Origin of the sequence: Pontivivens nitratireducens (genome assembly GCF_014235845.1) — a bacterium.
GTDB classification, from domain to species: Bacteria; Pseudomonadota; Alphaproteobacteria; order Rhodobacterales; family Rhodobacteraceae; genus Pontivivens; species Pontivivens nitratireducens.
Genome location: NZ_JACJUQ010000005.1, coordinates 225208 through 242389 on the forward strand (window position 1 = coordinate 225208; position 17182 = coordinate 242389).

Annotated in this window: 22 protein-coding genes and 1 other RNA gene; 8 read left to right on the forward strand and 15 right to left on the reverse strand. The window is 60.8% G+C overall.

The features are described from left to right. Positions 1-56 precede the first annotated feature (56 nt). The 3 genes from H1S03_RS17350 to H1S03_RS08320 are packed head-to-tail and all read left to right on the forward strand — an operon-like array spanning position 57 to position 1304. Positions 57-758, forward strand: coding sequence for a VOC family protein (locus H1S03_RS17350; protein ID WP_221892639.1), 702 nt, complete (start codon positions 57-59; stop codon positions 756-758). After that, the gene (locus H1S03_RS17355) at positions 755-1015 is read left to right on the forward strand and encodes a hypothetical protein (protein ID WP_205793294.1); all 261 of its coding nucleotides are present in this window, start codon (positions 755-757) and stop codon (positions 1013-1015) included. The genes H1S03_RS17350 and H1S03_RS17355 overlap by 4 nt, the downstream gene beginning before the upstream one ends. A 28-nt stretch (positions 1016-1043) precedes the next feature. Further along, the gene (locus H1S03_RS08320; protein WP_185804013.1) at positions 1044-1304 is read left to right on the forward strand and encodes a DUF6455 family protein; all 261 of its coding nucleotides are present in this window, start codon (positions 1044-1046) and stop codon (positions 1302-1304) included. 101 nt (positions 1305-1405) lie between these two features. Here H1S03_RS08320 and H1S03_RS08325 read toward each other — a convergent pair whose 3' ends face one another. The 8 genes from H1S03_RS08325 to H1S03_RS08360 all read right to left on the reverse strand — a co-directional run bounded on the left by H1S03_RS08325 (position 1406) and on the right by H1S03_RS08360 (position 7193). After that, positions 1406-2407: a fumarylacetoacetate hydrolase family protein gene (locus H1S03_RS08325; RefSeq protein ID WP_185804014.1), complete on the reverse strand. Its 1002-nt coding sequence runs from the start codon at positions 2405-2407 to the stop codon at positions 1406-1408. A 63-nt stretch (positions 2408-2470) separates the two neighbouring features. Beyond that, positions 2471-3427, reverse strand: coding sequence for a fatty acid desaturase family protein (locus H1S03_RS08330; protein ID WP_185804015.1), 957 nt, complete (start codon positions 3425-3427; stop codon positions 2471-2473). 148 nt (positions 3428-3575) lie between these two features. Next, positions 3576-4091, reverse strand: coding sequence for a pyridoxamine 5'-phosphate oxidase family protein (locus H1S03_RS08335; RefSeq protein WP_185804016.1), 516 nt, complete (start codon positions 4089-4091; stop codon positions 3576-3578). A 1-nt stretch (position 4092) separates the two neighbouring features. Continuing rightward, positions 4093-4569: a host attachment family protein gene (locus H1S03_RS08340; RefSeq protein WP_185804017.1), complete on the reverse strand. Its 477-nt coding sequence runs from the start codon at positions 4567-4569 to the stop codon at positions 4093-4095. Continuing rightward, positions 4566-4793, reverse strand: a complete 228-nt coding sequence (locus H1S03_RS08345) for a hypothetical protein (protein ID WP_166190026.1) — start codon at positions 4791-4793, stop codon at positions 4566-4568. The genes H1S03_RS08340 and H1S03_RS08345 overlap by 4 nt, the downstream gene beginning before the upstream one ends. A gap of 183 nt (positions 4794-4976) precedes the next feature. After that, positions 4977-5366, reverse strand: coding sequence for a DUF4177 domain-containing protein (locus H1S03_RS08350; RefSeq protein ID WP_166190028.1), 390 nt, complete (start codon positions 5364-5366; stop codon positions 4977-4979). Then, positions 5366-6886 (reverse strand): Asp-tRNA(Asn)/Glu-tRNA(Gln) amidotransferase subunit GatB, encoded by a 1521-nt coding sequence (gatB, locus tag H1S03_RS08355; protein ID WP_185804018.1) that lies wholly within the window; start codon positions 6884-6886, stop codon positions 5366-5368. The genes H1S03_RS08350 and gatB overlap by 1 nt, the downstream gene beginning before the upstream one ends. Before the next feature lie 79 nt (positions 6887-6965). Beyond that, positions 6966-7193 carry a sulfurtransferase TusA family protein gene (locus tag H1S03_RS08360; RefSeq protein WP_185804019.1) on the reverse strand — a complete coding sequence of 76 codons (228 nt, stop codon included), beginning with the start codon at positions 7191-7193 and terminating at the stop codon, positions 6966-6968. 112 nt (positions 7194-7305) lie between these two features. On the opposite strand from H1S03_RS08360, the gene H1S03_RS08365 reads away from it, so the two are divergent. The 3 genes from H1S03_RS08365 to H1S03_RS08375 all read left to right on the forward strand — a co-directional run bounded on the left by H1S03_RS08365 (position 7306) and on the right by H1S03_RS08375 (position 10660). Further along, positions 7306-8064: a cytochrome c biogenesis CcdA family protein gene (locus H1S03_RS08365; protein WP_185804020.1), complete on the forward strand. Its 759-nt coding sequence runs from the start codon at positions 7306-7308 to the stop codon at positions 8062-8064. Positions 8065-8153: 89 nt separating this feature from the next. Continuing rightward, the gene (locus tag H1S03_RS08370) at positions 8154-9359 is read left to right on the forward strand and encodes a hypothetical protein (protein WP_185804021.1); all 1206 of its coding nucleotides are present in this window, start codon (positions 8154-8156) and stop codon (positions 9357-9359) included. A gap of 32 nt (positions 9360-9391) precedes the next feature. Beyond that, complete coding sequence (locus H1S03_RS08375; protein ID WP_249777853.1) at positions 9392-10660, forward strand: cytochrome P450; 1269 nt, start codon at positions 9392-9394, stop codon at positions 10658-10660. Here the strand turns inward: H1S03_RS08375 and H1S03_RS08380 are convergent. The 6 genes from H1S03_RS08380 to H1S03_RS08405 all read right to left on the reverse strand — a co-directional run bounded on the left by H1S03_RS08380 (position 10635) and on the right by H1S03_RS08405 (position 14030). Further along, complete coding sequence (locus tag H1S03_RS08380) at positions 10635-10853, reverse strand: ribbon-helix-helix domain-containing protein (protein WP_185804022.1); 219 nt, start codon at positions 10851-10853, stop codon at positions 10635-10637. The genes H1S03_RS08375 and H1S03_RS08380 overlap by 26 nt on opposite strands. Then, complete coding sequence (locus H1S03_RS08385; protein ID WP_185804023.1) at positions 10850-11023, reverse strand: DUF4169 family protein; 174 nt, start codon at positions 11021-11023, stop codon at positions 10850-10852. Before H1S03_RS08385 ends, H1S03_RS08380 begins: the two co-directional genes overlap by 4 nt. 64 nt (positions 11024-11087) lie before the next feature. Next, complete coding sequence (gene fumC / locus H1S03_RS08390) at positions 11088-12479, reverse strand: class II fumarate hydratase (protein ID WP_185804024.1); 1392 nt, start codon at positions 12477-12479, stop codon at positions 11088-11090. 86 nt (positions 12480-12565) lie between these two features. After that, the gene (locus H1S03_RS08395; RefSeq protein WP_185804025.1) at positions 12566-13039 is read right to left on the reverse strand and encodes an SspB family protein; all 474 of its coding nucleotides are present in this window, start codon (positions 13037-13039) and stop codon (positions 12566-12568) included. A gap of 143 nt (positions 13040-13182) precedes the next feature. Further along, positions 13183-13538: a transfer-messenger RNA gene (ssrA, locus tag H1S03_RS08400) on the reverse strand. Between the two features lie 60 nt (positions 13539-13598). Beyond that, positions 13599-14030: a VOC family protein gene (locus H1S03_RS08405; protein ID WP_185804026.1), complete on the reverse strand. Its 432-nt coding sequence runs from the start codon at positions 14028-14030 to the stop codon at positions 13599-13601. 169 nt (positions 14031-14199) lie between these two features. On the opposite strand from H1S03_RS08405, the gene thyX reads away from it, so the two are divergent. Together thyX and H1S03_RS08415 are read left to right on the forward strand one after the other, a co-directional pair. After that, entirely contained in the window at positions 14200-15114 is a 915-nt protein-coding gene (gene thyX / locus H1S03_RS08410; protein WP_185804027.1) for an FAD-dependent thymidylate synthase, read from the forward strand. Then, a complete protein-coding gene (locus tag H1S03_RS08415) occupies positions 15111-16178 on the forward strand; it encodes a glycosyltransferase family 4 protein (protein WP_185804028.1) in 1068 nt (355 codons plus the stop codon). Before thyX ends, H1S03_RS08415 begins: the two co-directional genes overlap by 4 nt. Here the strand turns inward: H1S03_RS08415 and H1S03_RS08420 are convergent. After that, the gene (locus tag H1S03_RS08420) at positions 16175-16786 is read right to left on the reverse strand and encodes an FkbM family methyltransferase (protein WP_185804029.1); all 612 of its coding nucleotides are present in this window, start codon (positions 16784-16786) and stop codon (positions 16175-16177) included. The two genes, H1S03_RS08415 and H1S03_RS08420, sit on opposite strands and share 4 nt — an antisense overlap. Between the last annotated feature and the right edge of the window lie 396 nt (positions 16787-17182).

Here is a 17182-nt window from a genome sequence, read left to right on the forward strand (position 1 = left end):
GATACTCTCTCAATAAAACGCTACATGTTCAAGAATGAAATCGGGAGGATGCGAACATGAGCGAAAAACTTGGCAAACGCGAAGATGCCTCATCGGCGGTAACCTTCAACAGCGCGATGGGCATCGCGTCGAGCGATGTATCCGCAATGAAGAAGGTCGATGGGCCGGGCTCTCTCACGCTTTCGGGTGTCGATCACACCGCGCGACCCACGTGGAAGCTGAATGAGACAGTCGAGTTCTATCGCGATGTGCTGGGCCTGCCGCTGGTCCACGCGATCAGCGCCCGTGGCTGGGGCCCTCCCGGTCACCACGATTTCCTGCACTTCTTTTTCGATGCGGGAAAAGACGCGACCATCGCATTTTTCTACTATATCGGCAGCGAGCAGCCGGAACGCTATATCCCTGAGGAACATCATTTCTACTTCGCCACCCACACCGCCTGGGCTGTCGATACGGAGGAAGAACTGATCGCCTGGAAGGAAGCCCTGACCGAACGGGGGGTGAAGGTCTCCCCCTACACCAAGCATGAGATCCTTGAATCGATCTATTTCCTTGATCCCAACGGCTATCCTGTCGAGATCACGCGCCGGCTGCGCGAAACCGAAAAGATCGACGAGGTTGACGCGATGCTAACCCTCAAGGCTGCCATGGAAGTGGAGCGCGAAGCCCGTGACGAAGGGCAACTGCTTGCCGATATCGACACGGTTTGGCGTCGCAAGGCCGCCTATGTCCGCGCGTATCAGGAGTCCGACACATGATCGCGGTATTCGTTCTGGATGTGCCGGAGTTTCGCCCGATGGTGGAAACGACACGCGATGTCGAGGGGGTCAAGATCAGTGGGCCAACCAAGGGCTACTGGACAATCGAAGCCCCCACCCAGCTCTCTTTCAGCCGCAAGGCAATGAAGATGAAGCCAGCCGTATGGTACGGTATCTTCACCGGCGGTCTGGATGGCGAGATTGCAGATTGGGGTCGAGACGAGGTTCGATTGGTGGGAACCAACAAACCTCTTTAACCCGCATAATTGCGAAAGGAATAATCCAATGTCCATAGGTCGCAAGAAGAACCATGACGAAAAGCTCGTCGTGCAAATGATGGAAACCTCCGGGATCGACATTGAGGCCGAACTGGTCGGTCACGTGAACGGCGCCAGCAGAATGCGAACCGCGATGCTGCGCTGTGGACGTTGTTTGAACGCCGACGACTGTCAGGGATGGCTCGCTGAGAATGCAGGCTCACATGTGGGGTCCCCGCCGGACTACTGCCTCAACAAGGACCTTATCAGAACCGTTCGGGAAGGCTGACCGCCCGCCGGGTTCGCAGGTGAGGCGGTAGCGGCCTTTGTTATCCTCTGTGAAGGGGACGGGATTTGTGCCGATCCCCCGCCGCCAGGTCCCCGACGATATCAGATTTCGACGACCGTCTGCTCGATCGCGCCGAAGATCGAGTGGCCCTGTTCGTCTCTCATATCCATCCGCACGACATCGTCCTCACCCAGCCAGGGGGTGTACGCCGTGCCCTCCGCGATGGTTTCGATCATGCGCAATTCCGCTATGCAGGAATATCCGGCGCCGCCCTCTCCCACAGTGGTCATGGGGCCGTCGTCGAGCTTGTTGGAGACCGTGCCCGAACCGATGATCGTTCCGGCCACCAGATGCCGGGTCTTGGCGGCATGGGCGATCAGCTCACCGAAATCGAACGTCATGTCGTCACCTGAGCGAACGCGCCCGAACGGAACGCCGTTCAGATCGACCTCCAGAATGCCGGTCAGCTTTCCCTCGGCCCAGCCTATCAGGGCATCGGGGGTAACCGCGACGGGGGAACAGGCGCTGGCGGGTTTCGATTGCACGAACCCGAAGCCTTTCGTCAATTCAGGCTGGATCAGGCTGCGCAGGGAAATGTCGTTGAGCAAAATGACCAGCACGACCAGATCGCGCGCCGTCTCTGCATCGGTTCCCATCGGAACGTCGTCCGTGATGACGGCGATCTCCCCCTCGAAATCGGTGCCCCAATCGGAATGCGACGCGATTGCACCACGTGGCGGCAGAAAGCCGCTGGCGGTTCCCTGATACATCAGCGGATCCGTGTGGAAGGAGGGCGGCATCTGCGCGCCGCGTGCTTTCCTGACCAACTCTACATGATTGATATAGGCGGACCCGTCGAGGAACTCGTAAGCCCGGGGAAGGGGGGAGAGGGCGTTGCGCTCATGAAACCGCTCGATGGGAACGGAGCCGCTTTCGAGCGCGCGGGCGAGCGCGGCCAGTTCGGGCCTCAATCTGGACCAATCGTCCAATGCGGCCTGCAAGGTGGGCGCGATCCGACGTGCATCGGTGCAGCGTGTCAGGTCGTTCGAAACGACGACCAGTCGGCCATCGCGGCTGTCGTCGTCCAGAGTGGCAAGTTTCATCGGTACGCCTTTCCGCTGTGATGAGCTCAGCCTAGCCGAGCAAACTGGCGGCGTCGATTGCTGTTAGCGGACCTTGCGTCGCCAGCCCACGTCGCCCAGGACGCTCCAGTACGACGGTGACAGCCGCATGGCCGCCCCGTGGCCCCGTTCGATCATCAAACGGTGCAGCTTTGGCAGGTTTCGGGCGGGAAGGTGCATCACCAGATGATGTTCCAGATGGTAGTTGACCCAGTAGGGCGCGACAAACAGCCGCCACAACGGCCCGGCCGCCGTGGTGCGGACGTTTTGCAGGGGGTTCTCGGAATGCTCGACGGCTCCATGCTCCGCAATGTTGCGGATCCTCAAGACAAGCTGGAACCACGTCAGCAGGGGCAACAGCCAGAACGCCAGCCCCCACCACCAGTCACCGATCAGACCGAAGGCGATGATGATCGCGGCGTTGACCCCAAGCGACGTGCCGAAGTCCAAACCCTTGAACGCTTGTGCCATCTTTTCCTTCGCTTCTGCTTCCTCGACCGCGTCGTGATCGCCGGCCATGCGGAACCACAGCACGATCTGGCCGACCAGCTGCTTGACGCCGGTTTGTCCGGTAAGATCGCGCAGGAACTTTCGGATGAGGCTGGCGCGGGTGGTCGGAAAGGGAAGCGACAGCGCCAGATCGGGATCGCGATCTGTCTGGGTGTAGCGGTGATGGGCCAGATGATAGTGCCTGTATGCTGGCATATCGGCCAGGATCGGATGGCCGCACAGCCAGATACCGGCAAATTCGTTGAGCTGCCTGCTCTTGAACAAGGCGGAATGCGCCGCTTCATGCATCAGAATGGCGAGGCCCAACTGGCGTGAGCCGATCAACATCACGGCCAGTATGAACGTTAGAGGATTCGGCCAGATGGCAAAGAGCGCCAGCGCGCCGAAGATGATGCCCCAGCAGTGGAGCAGCATCCACGCACCCATCCAATCCGAACGCTTCGAAAGCGCGCGGATGTCCTCAGAAGACAGAAATTGTTTCGCGTATTGCATGACCGATCCTCCCGCTTTCGATCTTCATGCTGAATGCGGATTGAGTCAAAGACGACGCGGCGCCACTTTTGCCGGCTAAAACACGACAGGCCCGCCGAGGCGGGCCTGAAGGACGTATTTTCGTATTATTTGCTCAGGTCAGATCAGGTCAGGTCGGGCGTTTGCGGAACCAGATGTGATTGCTGACGCCAACGTCCGGCTGCGTGTCGGATGCCAGATTGGCCTTTGCCATCTCCCATCCGAACTTCAGCGAAGAATCGGTGGAGGCCCAGATCGCAGCATCCTCCAGATCGAGGCGCAACAGCGCCAGATCGGGATCTGTCTTGCCGCCCTCGAACCACGCGCCCACAATTGGCGACCAGTACTCATCCGTCTTGGCCGGATCGTTGGAGATTGTCAGATTGCCCTTCATGCAGGCGTGATAATCGTGATCCTTCGCAACATAGGTATAGTGCGCGATCGCACCGGGTTTGAGCGTTTTCACCAAATCACTGCTCTTGCTGGTAAAGAAATACAGCGCCTTCTCGTCCGGGGCCGCCATGTGCACCATCGGCTGCATGTGCTGGCCGGAACCGGACACGCCCAGCATCCCGGCGGTGTGCCCGTCCAACTGCTCCCAGAGTTGGGCTTCAGGTTCGGTGCTCGCCTGTCTCGTATCGCTCATATCAAAGATCCTTGTCGAAATTGTCCGGTCGGCTCCACGAGAGCATCTTTTCAATCTCGTCGATGGGGTGGTTTGTCAGATCCTTGTCCAGCTCCGCAACGATCCGGTCGGTGACGCTTTGATGCAATTCCTTGCGCAGCTCGCCCAGGGTGGAGGGGTCAGCGGCCAGCACCAGAGCCTCAAACTTGTTGGCATGTGCCCGCTTGTAGAGGATCTCGGCCAAGTCCTTGGCAAACCGATCCTTGGCAAGCTGATGCCAGTCGGTATCGTCCACGGCGGAGCGTTGGGGGCCGGTTCCGTCGTTGAACCGTCCGGGCCGGTTCGCGGCCTGCTCACGGTTCGGCGGATTGTCCTGCTCCTCCTCACGGAACACGTGCAGGTTGGGATATTCCGCGTCGCCCTTGTTGACCATGAACAGGGCCTTTTCACCATCTGCGATCACGACCCAGGTTTGGGGCTTGAGTTGAAGATCCTTCATTCGTCGTCCTCCTGCTCATCCGATTTCGTGACGCGGGTGACACCGGCGGGGCGCTCTTGCGCGCGCTTCAATTCGTCCTTGGTGCCGATCTTGCGGGCGAGGCGTCCGCCCTCGCGGCCACCCTGACTGATCGTGCCTTCGGCGCCCATTTCCGTTTCAAGCTCACGCCGGCGTTCACGTTCGCCTTTGCTTTCAGGTGCTTCGGGGGGTGTTTTCTCAGCCATGGCTACCTCCAATGAATTATATCTCAATGAAGAATAAACACGGGGGACCGCTGCAGGGTTCCGTCCTGCGGCGACATGCGCGACGGTCCTGTTGCCGGGAACCGGTCCATGTGAAACAGGCCCCGACATGAATGCGGGGCCTGTTAAAGATCAGATATGATCACGGATCAGATATGGCCGCGATCAGTCCGCGGTGCGTTCGGGGTCTCTCGGCACCGCGTCGAGGTGCCCTGTTGCGGATGGCGGTATCGGTCGTTCCATGCGGTCGGACGCGGGCTGGGGGGAGCGCACGGATCGAGGTTCGATCCGCTGTGCCGATCCCGCCCGCCCGCTTTCGGTGGTTTCACGGCTAAAGATCAGCAGCGTGACGTCAACCTCATCATGACGGCGCAACAAGCCGGTGCGCATCTCCAGCTCGATCCGTTCTGCCCGGACGAAGGACCAGCCGCCCCTGGATTCCTCGTTGAGGATCTCGGTCATCGTCCGGCTCGCACGATCTACGGGATTTTTCAGGCCCTTGAACTTGCGCGGCTCGGCCGGCAGTGGAACCGTCTTGTATTCCATATCGCCCATCAGTCGTCCTCCAACCCCAGTTTGGCCCGCACGATGGCCTGTACGGCCTGCGGGTTTGCCTTTCCGCCGGTGGATTTCATGACCTGACCGACGAACCATCCTGCAAGTTTAGGATTCGCCTTGGCCTTTTCCACCTGTGCCGGGTTTGCCGCGATGACCTCATCCACGGCGGATTCGATGGCGCCGGTATCCGTGACCTGTTTCATGCCGCGCGATTCGACGATCTCGGCGGGGTCGCCGCCCTCGTTCCAGACGATTTCGAACACGTCCTTGGCGATCTTGCCCGAGATATCGCCATTCGCGATCATGTCGATGATGCCGCCAAGCTGCGTGGCCCCGACCGGGCTGTCCGACAAGGACAGGCCTTCCTTGTTGAGGCGGCCGAACAACTCGTTGATGACCCAGTTCGCGGCCATCTTTCCGTCGCGCCCGTCGGCCACCGCTTCGAAATAGTCCGCGCTCTCGACCTCCGCCGTCAGGACGCTGGCATCGTATTCCGTCATGCCGAAGGACAGGACGAAGCGGGCGCGCTTCTCATCCGGCAATTCGGGTTGAGCGGCGGCGATGTCGTCCACCAGTTTTTGCGTCACGACCAGCGGCAGCAGGTCGGGGTCGGGGAAGTAGCGGTAATCGTGCGCCTCCTCCTTGGACCGCATCGAGCGTGTCTCACCCTTGGTCGGATCGTAGAGACGGGTTTCCTGATCGATGGAGCCGCCATCCTCCAGAATCGCGATCTGGCGCTTGGCTTCGAAATCAATGGCCTGCTGGATGAAGCGCATGGAGTTCATGTTCTTCAACTCGCAGCGTGTTCCCAGATGGCTGAAATCCTGCGTCTCCTGATATTTCTCATACTGGCCCGGACGACATACGGAGACGTTGACATCCGCGCGCATGTTGCCGTTCTGCATGTTGCCGTCGCAGGTCCCCAGATAGCGCAGGATCTGGCGCAGCTTGCGCACGTATTCGGCTGCTTCCTCGGGGCCGCGAATGTCGGGCTTGGACACGATCTCCATCAGGGCGACGCCTGTGCGGTTCAGATCGACGAAGGACATCGTCGGATCCATGTCGTGGATCGACTTGCCCGCATCCTGTTCCAGATGGATCCGCTCCACCCGTACCTTGCGCCCGATACCCGGTGCCATATCGACCAGAATTTCGCCCTCACCCACGATGGGGTGGTAAAGCTGGCTGATCTGATAGCCCTGCGGCAGATCGGGATAGAAGTAGTTCTTGCGGTCGAAGGCGCTTTCCAGATTGATCTGCGCCTTCAGTCCCAGCCCGGTACGGATGGCCTGTTCGATGCAGAACTGGTTGATGACCGGCAACATGCCGGGCAGACCCGCATCCACCAGCGCCACATTGGAGTTCGGCTCCGCCCCGAAGGAGGTCGAGGCCCCGGAAAACAGCTTGGCCTTGGACGCGACCTGGGCGTGAACCTCCAGCCCGATGACCAGTTCCCAATCGCCTGTGGCCCCGGCATAGACCTTTGGTTTCGGCTCAGTATAGCTCAGTTCGCTCATCTCAAGGCTCTCCGCGTCTCGCAGTGTCGTGGCGGTTCTACGCCGCGCTGGCCAGAGCGGCAAGAGCGCCGCTTGACCCTTAGCCGCCGCCCTTGACGATCCGCCAAAGATGCGCCGCACCGTCGGGGCCGGCGTCATGCAGCACGTGGCCTTGCTCGGCGCAAAAATGGGGCATGTCCACGACCGCCGCAGGATCGTCGGTCCTGACATGCAGGACCTCCCCGACTTGCAGGGACCGAAGCCGCTTTCTGGTGCGCAGAACGGGCAGGGGGCACAACAGGCCGGTGGCGTCGAGTCTCTGTTCCATACGGTCAGTTAGCGCGGTGTCGTGCCGGGCGGCAAACGGTTTCGTGACGGCGCATCCCTTGTGCGGAGGAAAAAAATCAGGCTAGGGATGCTGGAAATATAGGAGTGCCGGAATGTTCGGACTGGAAATCCTGGATGCCTCGATGGGGGGCGCGCTGGTCATCGCGTTGATCGCTGGTCTGATGAGCTTTCTCAGCCCGTGCGTGCTGCCGATCGTGCCGCCATACCTGGCCTACATGGCCGGGGCGTCTATGGATGATTTGACGAGCGACACGTCCGCACGGCCCCGGCGCAACGTCATTCTGGCGGCCCTGTTTTTCGTTCTGGGCCTGTCTACCGTCTTTCTGATCATGGGGGCCGCCGCATCGCAGATCGGGCGCGCTCTGCTGGCCTATCAGCGCGAATTCGCAATGGTCGCCGGGGCGGTCGTCACGGTGTTCGGCCTGCATTTCCTGGGCGTGTTCCGGATCGGCCTTTTGTACCGTGAGGCACGTCTGGATGCCGGGGATCGTGGGGGCAGCGCGGTGGGGGCATATGTGCTTGGCCTTGCCTTTGCCTTCGGTTGGACACCGTGCATCGGGCCGATTCTGGGCTCGATCCTCAGCCTTGCCGCGCAGGAGGCCAGTGTCGGGCGCGGGATCGCGTTGATGGCGCTATACGCTGCCGGACTGGGCATACCGTTTCTGGCGGCGGCGATTTTTCTGCGGCGTTTCATGGGCGCGATGCAGCGGATACGCCCGTATATGGGCATGATCGAGAAGGCGATGGGCGTGCTGCTGATCGTGGTCGGCGTGATGATGCTGACCGGCGCCTTCACGGATCTGTCCTTCTGGCTGCTGGAACGGTTCCCGGTCCTCGCGACCTTCGGGTAAGTCTGCCTCGGCGGGCCCGGGCGCACTGTGTTTGTGCTCAATGAGCGTCCGGGCTTTCCAAGTACATCGAGACGGCGTTATCTGATCCCATGACCCAGACTACCGCCCAACCTGAGCAGAATGTCCGCAGGCGGGCGGTTTTCTTCGTTCCCGGCTTCGACCCGATCGGTGCGCGGCGATATCGTGAGCTATACCGCAGTCAGGGCGCGGAGCAGGCCGGAATATCGGGCTACGGTCTGCATGTGGATGGTACGCCTCGCGGGGGCGGAGTGTATGGCTGGACAGCCGAGTTGCGCGACGGTGGTGTGGAAAGTCAGGCGGATATCCGCTTTCTGGGTTGGAATGATCTGGTGCGCGATGCGATGAGCGACAGCGCCTTGCAGGCCTATTGGCAGATGCTGCGCACCGCCGGGATATACATCTTCTCCGGCGCTTTATTCCGTCTGATCCGGCTGCGGTCGGTGCCGATGGTTATCGCGCTCTATCCGATCTTCATGCTGGTCCTGTATTTCAATCTGGCATTCTGGCTGGGGACGGCGGCCAGCCGGCTCAGCCCGCCGGGGATTGATTTCGTGGTCGGCATGGCGGTGTTTCTGACGATCATACGCCTGACCCGATCCTACGATCAAAAGCATCTTTATGCCTTTTATCTGATGAGCGATTACGCCTTTGCGGCCCGGGCGCGCGGTCGGATGCCGAAACCGCTTTCCCGCCGGGTCGAGGAATGGACCGATCTGATCGCGCAGCGGGTCGGCACCGTCGATGAAGTGCTGATTGTGGGCCATTCCTCCGGCGCGGCGCTGGCGGTGCATGTGGTCGCGCGATTGCAGCGGCGCGGCGTGGGGGATGTCAGCCTTCTTACCCTGGGGCATGTCATTCCGATGGTCAGCTTTCTGCCGACCGCCGGGGATCTACGGCGCGATTTGCGTACTGTGGCGGGCGCGTCCGATGTCTATTGGTTGGACGTGACGGCACCGTCGGACGGCGCGTGCTTCGCTCTGGTCGATCCCGTCGCAACGGCCGGTGTCGCACGGGAGGCTGACCCGAACCCCGTCGTGATCTCCGCAACCTTTCTGCGCACGATGTCGGAGGAGCAGATCAAGGCTTACAAGCGCCGCTATTTTCGCAAACACGTCCAGTATCTGTGCGCGTTCGGTCGGCCGGATGTATACGACTATTTCCGCATCACCGCCGGGGCATTGACCCTGCGGGCCCGGTTCGGTTCGCGCGGATCGACTGCCAGCCGAAAGACCGCGCCCGTCAGTGGTCATACGGGCGTCGATCCATGCCCGTGATCCCGCCGATACCGCCCAGCAGGCCGGATGGAATGAGCCGGCTGGCCCGGTGGCGCGCCTTTCGTCGTGACATGTTCGCGTCCCAGCCCGCGCGGCTCTACCATGCCAAAATGGCGGAGATGAAGGCCCCGCTCTATCGCAGCTTCACCGTCCCCGACCCCGAGCTTGCGCGCCAGATCCTCGACGATCATGAGGCTTATCCCAAGAGCGCGTTTCTGGCCGCCACCTTGGGGCCGCTGCTGGGACGGGCGGTTTTCGTGACCAACGGGGCGGAGTGGGCGCGGGCCCGTGCGGTGATCGATCCGGCCTTTTCCGGGGGCCGCGTGCGCGAGATGACGCCGCAAATCCTTGCGGCAGGGCAGGTCATGCTCTCAAGCATCCGGGCCGGAATCGTGGAGGTCGAGGCGATGACAGCGCGGGCGACGGCAGATGTCATCTTGCGCGCCGTATTCTCCCGCACCATTGACGACGCGCGCGCGCAGGCGATCTTCGGCACGTTCCAGACCTATCAGCGCGCGCAACCGCTGGCGTCTCCGCTCGATTTGCTTCGGCTGCCGAAATGGATTCCGCGCCGTCGTCGGGGGCGTCGCGCGGCCCGTCAGTTGCGCCTGATGGTCGCCGATCTGATCGCGGATCGCGATGGTACCGAGGATGATCTGCTGTCGCGCCTGTCGGGGTCGAAGGACAGCGGGACGGGTGCCGCTTTCTCAGCCGAGGAACTGGTCGATCAGGCGGTGATGTTCCTGCTCGCCGGGCATGAGACGTCGGCATCCGGGTTGAGTTGGGCGCTGTACTGCCTGGCCCTGTCGCCCGCCGATCAGCAGCGCGCGGCGGCTGAGGTCGCATCCTGCGCGCCCACCGAATTCGCCAAGATGCCGTTCCTGCGCGATGTCTGGCGCGAAGCCTTGCGCCTGTACCCCCCGGTTCCGATGTTGCCGCGTGAGGCCAGTAAGGCGCACAGCCTGCGCGGGCGGCCCGTGCGTCCGGGTGATCCCGTGATCCTGTCGCCATGGCACAGCGGACGACATGAACGGCATTGGGACCGGCCCCATGAATTCGATCCGTCGCGGTGGTCGCGAACCGTTCCGCATCACGCCTGGTTTCCGTTTTCCGCAGGGCCGCGCATTTGCCCCGGCGCGGGATTCGCGACAGCGGAGGGGATCATATTCCTCGCCCTCATCCTTCAGAACTGGCGACTGGACGTGGTCGAAGGCGACGTGCCACGTCCGGTGGCCCATTTGACCGTTCGTTCGGAATCGGGGATCAGAATCAGTTTCAGTCGGCGGACAACGCGGATTTGAGCACGTAGACCCGGATCGCCGAGGCGAGACCGGTATCCGGGTCGCGCCCCTCATCCACCACACTGACCAGCGCGTTCGTGGACAGCGACCGCCGCCGGGCGATGTCCCGAAAGGCGGACCAGAATTCCGGCTCAAGCGAAATCGACGTGCGGTGACCGCGCAATGTGACGGAGTGTTTCGCGGGGCGGCTCATTCGCGCTCATGCCGGTCCAGGGCGCGTTCAGCCTTCTCAGCCAGGCTCGATTCGAGTTTCCGCTGGGATTTCGTGCGACCGAAGCGCACCGAATTGGCGTCAGCCTGCGCACGCTTTTCGGCGCGGGATTTGGCCTTTCGGACCTTGGAGAGAGTGACGATCTTGCTCATCGGGTAAGTTTGGCGCGTCCACTTGATGCGGGCAAGCCCCCCTGCTGGCAGGGGGGCTGATCCATCACTTCGGGCCGAGCATATCCTTCGGCTGCACGACGCGGTCAAAGGTCTCCGCATCGACGAAGCCGAGGGCGATTGCCTCTTCCTTCAGGGTGGTGCCGTTCTTGTGTGCGGTCTTGGCAACCTTGGTAGCGTTGTCATAGCCGATCTCGGGGGCGAGGGCGGTGACCAGCATCAGGCTCTCCCACATCAGTTTCGAGATCCGATCCTCGTCCGCCTCGATCCCCGAGACGCAATTGTCGGTAAACGCGACGGAGGCGTCGCCCAGCAACTGCATGGACTGCAACAGGTTGTAGATCATCATCGGCTTGTAGACGTTCAGTTCGAAATGGCCCTGCGAGCCCGCGAATCCGATCGCCGCATCGTTGCCCATGACATGCGCGCAAACCTGTGTCAGCGCCTCGCACTGGGTCGGGTTGACCTTGCCCGGCATGATCGAGGAGCCCGGCTCGTTTTCAGGCAGCATCAATTCACCCAGACCGCATCGCGGGCCGGAGCCGAGCAGGCGGATGTCGTTGGCGATCTTGAACAGGGATGCGGCGACGGTCTTCAGCGCGCCCGACATCTCGACCACGGCGTCATGGGCGGCCAGCGCCTCGAACTTGTTGGGGGCGGTGATGAAGGGAAGGCCCGAGATTTCAGCGATATTCGTCGCGACCTTCTCGGCAAAGCCGACCTTCGTGTTCAGGCCGGTGCCGACAGCCGTGCCGCCCTGCGCCAACGGATAGATATTGCCGAGCGCGTGCTTCACGCGGCGAATGCCCTGCTCGACCTGAAAGGCGTAGCCGCCAAATTCCTGTCCCAGCGTCATCGGGGTCGCGTCCTGGGTATGGGTGCGGCCGATCTTGATGATGTCCTTGAACGCCTCGGCCTTCGCCGCGAGCGCCTTTTGCAGCTTTTCCAGACCGGGGATCAGCACCTGCGTGGCCGTCATCGCGGCGGCAATGTGCATCGCGGTGGGGAAGGTGTCGTTCGAGCTTTGCGACATGTTGCAGTGATCGTTCGGATGAACCGGCGATTTGGAGCCGATCTCACCGCCCAGCAACTCGATCGCGCGGTTCGCGATCACCTCGTTGGCGTTCATGTTCGACTGCGTGCCGGACCCCGTCTGCCACACGACCAGGGGGAAATGGTCGTCAAGTTTGCCCTCGACCACCTCGGCCGCGGCGGAGACGATGGCATTTCCGATCTTCGGCTCCAGTGAGCCGAGATCCATGTTCGCCTGCGCGGCCGCCTGCTTGATGGTGCCCAAAGCACGGACCAGCGCGACGGGCTGTTTTTCCCAGCCGATGGGAAAATTCATCAGACTGCGCTGGGTCTGTGCGCCCCAATACTTGTCGGAAGGAACTTCGAGAGGGCCAAAACTGTCGGTTTCGGTACGGGTCGTGGTCATGGCAGGGCCTTTTCGTTGAACGTCGGTTGGGCGTTTCATACCCGTACCGGACGCGCGTCGCAATCGCGCCTGCCGCGCCGGCAGGGCTAGCTCTTGCGGAAACTGTCGAGGCTGACGACTTCCGCGCCGGACTTCGCCGTCGCGGGTTCGTCGGCCTGTGGGGCGTCCTCTACCTCATCCTCGGTCTCGACATCCGTCACAGGCGTGTCCTGAGCCTCGAACCGCAATCCGAACTCGACCGAGGGATCGACGAAGGTCTGGACCGCGTCGAACGGCACCACCATCGGTTCGGGGGAATTGCCGAAGTTCAGGGTGATCGCGAACCGGTCGTCCATGACGGTCAGGTTGTCGAACCATTCCTGCATGACGATGGTCATTTCCTGCGGATAGCGTTCGCGCAGCCAATCGGCCAGATCGACGCCGGGATGGGTGGTGTCGAAGGTAATGAAGAAATGATGTGAACCGGGCAGCCCGTGTTCGGCCACGCGTTGCAGAACATCGCGCAACAGCCCCTGAAGGGCACGATGCATAAGCTGTCCGTAGTTGATCTGGCTCGACATTTCATCCCCCACTCAGTGTCGGGTTTGACAATAGACGATTCTGTCGCGGTGAACAGGGCCGTATGACAGGACGTTCCGATGGATACGCAGAGTGATCCAGCCGAGCAGGGATCAAACGGACTAAGACGCAGGTGAGGGGATCAAGTGCAGGCTTCTGTTGCCAGGTGCCTGCGAACCCCGCCTTACGCGGCTAGGCGCAAGGACTTAAGTTTCGATCTTAGGCACCGCTTACGCGGCGACTGCGACCGGAGCATGGTTGTCATTTGCAACTATACTTTGCGAACCGATAACGGTGGTATCTCACCGAGCGAAGGCTACATCTTTAGACGTCCGTCGATACTGTTTCGACCCCGTCCGCCCTGCAAATGACAGGGTGATTGGTGGAGTCGCCGGGTACCGCCCCCGGGTCCGAACCGCTTATTACATGCGCGTTTATCGCCATATCCCCGCAAGCGAGGCACTGTTAGAAGTAGAGCGTGGCAACCCGATTATCAAGAGCGCGCAGCGATTTCCCGTCACAGATGTCATGGCGCCGGGCAACAGGCCCGGCGCTGAGCAATCACCACTTTCCGGTGTTCTCCATCGAGGCCCAAGGCTCCTGCGCGGGCAGGGGATCGCCCTCCTGCAGCAATTCGATCGAGATGTTGTCGGGTGAGCGTACGAAGGCCATGTGGCCGTCGCGCGGCGGGCGGTTGATGGTGACGCCCGCGTCCATCATCTTCTGGCAAAGTTCGTAGATATTGCCGACGCGATACGCCAGATGGCCAAAATGCCGGCTGTCATCGGGCAGGGCATCGTCGCCATCCCAGTTATATGTCAGTTCCACAGCCGCGTTTTCCTGCCCGGGAGGGGAAAGAAAGACGAGGGAGAACCGGCCTTCTTCGCTTTCGATGCGCCGGGTCTCTTCCAATCCCAGCAGATCGCAATAGAACGCCTTGCTTTGTTCGATGTCGCGGACGCGCACCATGGTGTGGAGGTATTTCAGGGTCATGAGCTGTCTCCTTGGGTACAGACGCGGCTGGGCATGTCGCCCGCCGTCGCACGATGGAGACATAGGTGTGATGGCTGTGCGGTCCAATCATCGGTTCACCACTAACGAAGTGGTGGCACTGTGCGCACCGCGCGCTATACATACGACCAGACGCAGGATGGAGACCGCAATGCCCCTCACCCCCGATCAGCAGGCTGAAATCGAAACGGCCCGCAGCGAAGAGCGCACGACGCGCCGCGCCACGGTTCCGGGCATGGAGGCGCACCTCTACAATGCGCATGAGGTTCTGGACCACGGATTCGTGCGCGTCATCGACTATATGGGTGACGACAACGCCATCGTGCAGGCGGCTCGCGTCTCCTACGGTCGGGGGACCAAGGCTGTGCAGAACGATGCCGGCTTGATCCGTTATTTGATGCGCCACTGGCATTCGACGCCCTTCGAGATGTGCGAGATCAAGCTGCACGTGAAGCTGCCCGTTTTCGTGGCCCGGCAGTGGATTCGGCACCGCACCGCGAACGTGAACGAATATTCGGCGCGATACTCCATACTGGACCGCGAATTCTACATTCCCGCGCCGGAGAATCTGGCCGCTCAATCCAAGATCAACAATCAGGGCCGCGGCGGTGTTCTGGAGGGAGAGGAAGCCGCCCGCGTCCTCGACATCCTGCGCGCGGATTCGAACCGCGCCTACGATCATTATCAGCAGATGCTGGAACAGGACGGCCAGGATGGTCTGGCGCGAGAGCTTGCGCGGATGAACCTGCCCGCGAATATCTACACCCAATGGTACTGGAAGGTGGACCTGCACAACCTGTTCCACTTCCTGCGCCTGCGTGCGGATGCACATGCGCAATATGAAATCAGGGTCTACGCAGACGCGATCTGCAAGATCGTCGCGGACTGGGTGCCGCATGCCTATGCCGCGTTCGAGGATTACCGCCTGGGCGGCGTCCAGTTCTCCGGCAAGGGAGTGGACTGCATCCGCCGCATGATCGCAGGCGAACAGGTCGATCAGGCCTCCAGCGGCATGTCGGCAGGGGAGTGGCGTGAGTTTCAGCAGAGTCTGGCCGCAGAGGAATGACGGACACACCGCGCATCGCTGTCGTTTTGCCGCGCAACATGACTTTCGGGCCGGTCGGGGCGACATCAATCGATCTTTGCGCGCACGATCTAGTGTCCTTCAGCCGCTATCGTGATACGACTACGATTGTGGCTGAAGAGCTCGACACTCCCTTTGAAGGCTTCGACCTTCGTCTGTATCCCCGAAAAGACCGACGCAGACGCAACGCTATTTTGCGCGATCTGCAGCCTGACCTGATCGTAGTGCATCAACATGTGCCGACGGCCGCTCAGATGCGCAGACGGTTTCCGAACGTGCCGCTGGTCGTCCATCGTCACAACTTTCTGAATCCCCCCAAGGGACGCCTGTCGCGCTGGAATCACTTACGCCGTTTGTCCCATGTAGACGCTCTGGCTTTCGTCAGTGAGGCATGTGCCCGTAAGTTCGCGCTCGACTGGCCCTCCGCGGATTGCCTCGTACGCGCCGTGCCGAACGGGCTGGATATTTCGTCTTGGCATCCTGTGGATGTAGCGCATCGCGACAAGACGATCTTATATGCAGGACGTGTCGATGAGAATAAGGGGATCACGCTGCTTGCGCGCGCGCTCTTCCCGATTTTGGAGGCAAACCCTGATTGGTCGGCAGATCTTTTTCTGGTGGATGCTGCCAGTGCTCCGGACCTCATGCACGATATCGACAAGCTTGCCGCCACATTTCCGGACCAATGCCGAATACACCATGGTGCCGGGCATTCCAACGTGCGTGACGCACTATGCCGTGCTGCGATTGCAGTCGTGCCAACGGTAAAATCCGAAGCATTTGGCCGCGCGGCGCTTGAGGCGATGGCCGGGGGCGCGGCTTTGATCTCATCCAGGATAGGAGGGTTGGACGAGGTCATAGGAGACGCGGCTATCGGACTCGATGTCGTGAATACGGCATCTATCACGACAGCGCTGGATTCTCTGATGCATTCGAGTGAGAGGCGCCACGCGCTCTATGCTAAAGGGCTGGCTCGGGCAGCGGAGAATTTCGACATTCGAATGTCCGCTGCGCGCATGGACCAGATCTACGACGCATTTCTCTAGGCGGGCGTCTTGCCGAAATAGAGGTCGTGCTCAATCATCTCCATGACGTTGTAACCGATATCGGCCATCAGGGCGATCAAGGTCGTTTCGTTGGATTGACGAAATTCGATCTGAACGATTGCGTCGTTGTCTTGCAGCAGCTGTCGCATACCGCTCACGGCTTCTATTTCGTGACCCTCGACGTCGATCTTGAGGGCGATCCTCTGCCCTCGCTGTGTTGTGAGGTCGTCGAGCCGCCGCAATTCGACCGTTTCTCTGCTGGTGAACTGATGCGCGGCGTGTTCGGGATGATCCTGATCCAGTGTGGCCTGACCTGCCGAATTTGCCACGATATGCATATCGCGCCGGTTCGCGTGATCCGATAGGGCATATGGTTCAATTTCGATACGGCTTTCCATGTGGTTCAGCGCGACATTACGCCGAAGCTGTTGCCGCGTTTGATCGATTGGCTCGAAGGCGGTCACTTGGATGTCGGGAAACGTTCCGGCGATTATCACGCTGTAAAGACCGAAATTGGCTCCACAATCAAAGAAGCATTCAGAGCCGTGAGTTCGCATGAGGTTCTTCAGGTGGCTGAGTTGCCGCGTTTCGAAATCCTGCCCGATCAATATGCGCCGCTGAAGCACATCTGTGGGGTCCAGTTCCCAACTATATCCCAGACGCTCCCGGACCCGTGGCCTGGGGTTCAAGGCGAGTATGCGTTTTTGAAGCGATCGAACAAGATTGATAGGCATTCGGATGTTCCTTGGTGAGCCTGACGAGGCGATATTGTTATATGGATGCATATCTTACATTCGTAAAACGCGCGAGTTCCCTCATGTGCAGGCACGGTAAGTATGCGGCCTTTCTCCTCTCAACCCACATTGCATTGAGATTCAGGAAGGGGAGTCGATGTGGATTCCCCTCTGGGACTGGTGCGAGTCGGGATTGAGTGAGGGTTTTGGGGGGGGGCGGCTTAGGAATGTGACGAAAGTGCATTTCAAATATCGTTAGAAAACGGGTGG

Coding starts and splice junctions, on each gene's coding strand:
- H1S03_RS08320 (WP_185804013.1), top strand. CDS start 1,044: ATGTCCATAGGTCGCAAGAAGAACCATGACGAAAAGCTCGTCGTGCAA.
- H1S03_RS08360 (WP_185804019.1), bottom strand. CDS start 7,193: ATGGAACAGAGACTCGACGCCACCGGCCTGTTGTGCCCCCTGCCCGTT.
- H1S03_RS08375 (WP_249777853.1), top strand. CDS start 9,392: ATGAGCCGGCTGGCCCGGTGGCGCGCCTTTCGTCGTGACATGTTCGCG.
- H1S03_RS08335 (WP_185804016.1), bottom strand. CDS start 4,091: ATGAGCGATACGAGACAGGCGAGCACCGAACCTGAAGCCCAACTCTGG.
- H1S03_RS17350 (WP_221892639.1), top strand. CDS start 57: ATGAGCGAAAAACTTGGCAAACGCGAAGATGCCTCATCGGCGGTAACC.
- H1S03_RS17355 (WP_205793294.1), top strand. CDS start 755: ATGATCGCGGTATTCGTTCTGGATGTGCCGGAGTTTCGCCCGATGGTG.
- H1S03_RS08365 (WP_185804020.1), top strand. CDS start 7,306: ATGTTCGGACTGGAAATCCTGGATGCCTCGATGGGGGGCGCGCTGGTC.
- thyX (WP_185804027.1), top strand. CDS start 14,200: ATGCCCCTCACCCCCGATCAGCAGGCTGAAATCGAAACGGCCCGCAGC.
- H1S03_RS08345 (WP_166190026.1), bottom strand. CDS start 4,793: ATGGCTGAGAAAACACCCCCCGAAGCACCTGAAAGCAAAGGCGAACGT.
- H1S03_RS08415 (WP_185804028.1), top strand. CDS start 15,111: ATGACGGACACACCGCGCATCGCTGTCGTTTTGCCGCGCAACATGACT.
- H1S03_RS08395 (WP_185804025.1), bottom strand. CDS start 13,039: ATGTCGAGCCAGATCAACTACGGACAGCTTATGCATCGTGCCCTTCAG.
- H1S03_RS08380 (WP_185804022.1), bottom strand. CDS start 10,853: ATGAGCCGCCCCGCGAAACACTCCGTCACATTGCGCGGTCACCGCACG.
- H1S03_RS08370 (WP_185804021.1), top strand. CDS start 8,154: ATGACCCAGACTACCGCCCAACCTGAGCAGAATGTCCGCAGGCGGGCG.
- H1S03_RS08340 (WP_185804017.1), bottom strand. CDS start 4,569: ATGAAGGATCTTCAACTCAAGCCCCAAACCTGGGTCGTGATCGCAGAT.
- H1S03_RS08350 (WP_166190028.1), bottom strand. CDS start 5,366: ATGGGCGATATGGAATACAAGACGGTTCCACTGCCGGCCGAGCCGCGC.
- H1S03_RS08405 (WP_185804026.1), bottom strand. CDS start 14,030: ATGACCCTGAAATACCTCCACACCATGGTGCGCGTCCGCGACATCGAA.
- gatB (WP_185804018.1), bottom strand. CDS start 6,886: ATGAGCGAACTGAGCTATACTGAGCCGAAACCAAAGGTCTATGCCGGG.
- H1S03_RS08330 (WP_185804015.1), bottom strand. CDS start 3,427: ATGCAATACGCGAAACAATTTCTGTCTTCTGAGGACATCCGCGCGCTT.
- H1S03_RS08385 (WP_185804023.1), bottom strand. CDS start 11,023: ATGAGCAAGATCGTCACTCTCTCCAAGGTCCGAAAGGCCAAATCCCGC.
- H1S03_RS08325 (WP_185804014.1), bottom strand. CDS start 2,407: ATGAAACTTGCCACTCTGGACGACGACAGCCGCGATGGCCGACTGGTC.
- fumC (WP_185804024.1), bottom strand. CDS start 12,479: ATGACCACGACCCGTACCGAAACCGACAGTTTTGGCCCTCTCGAAGTT.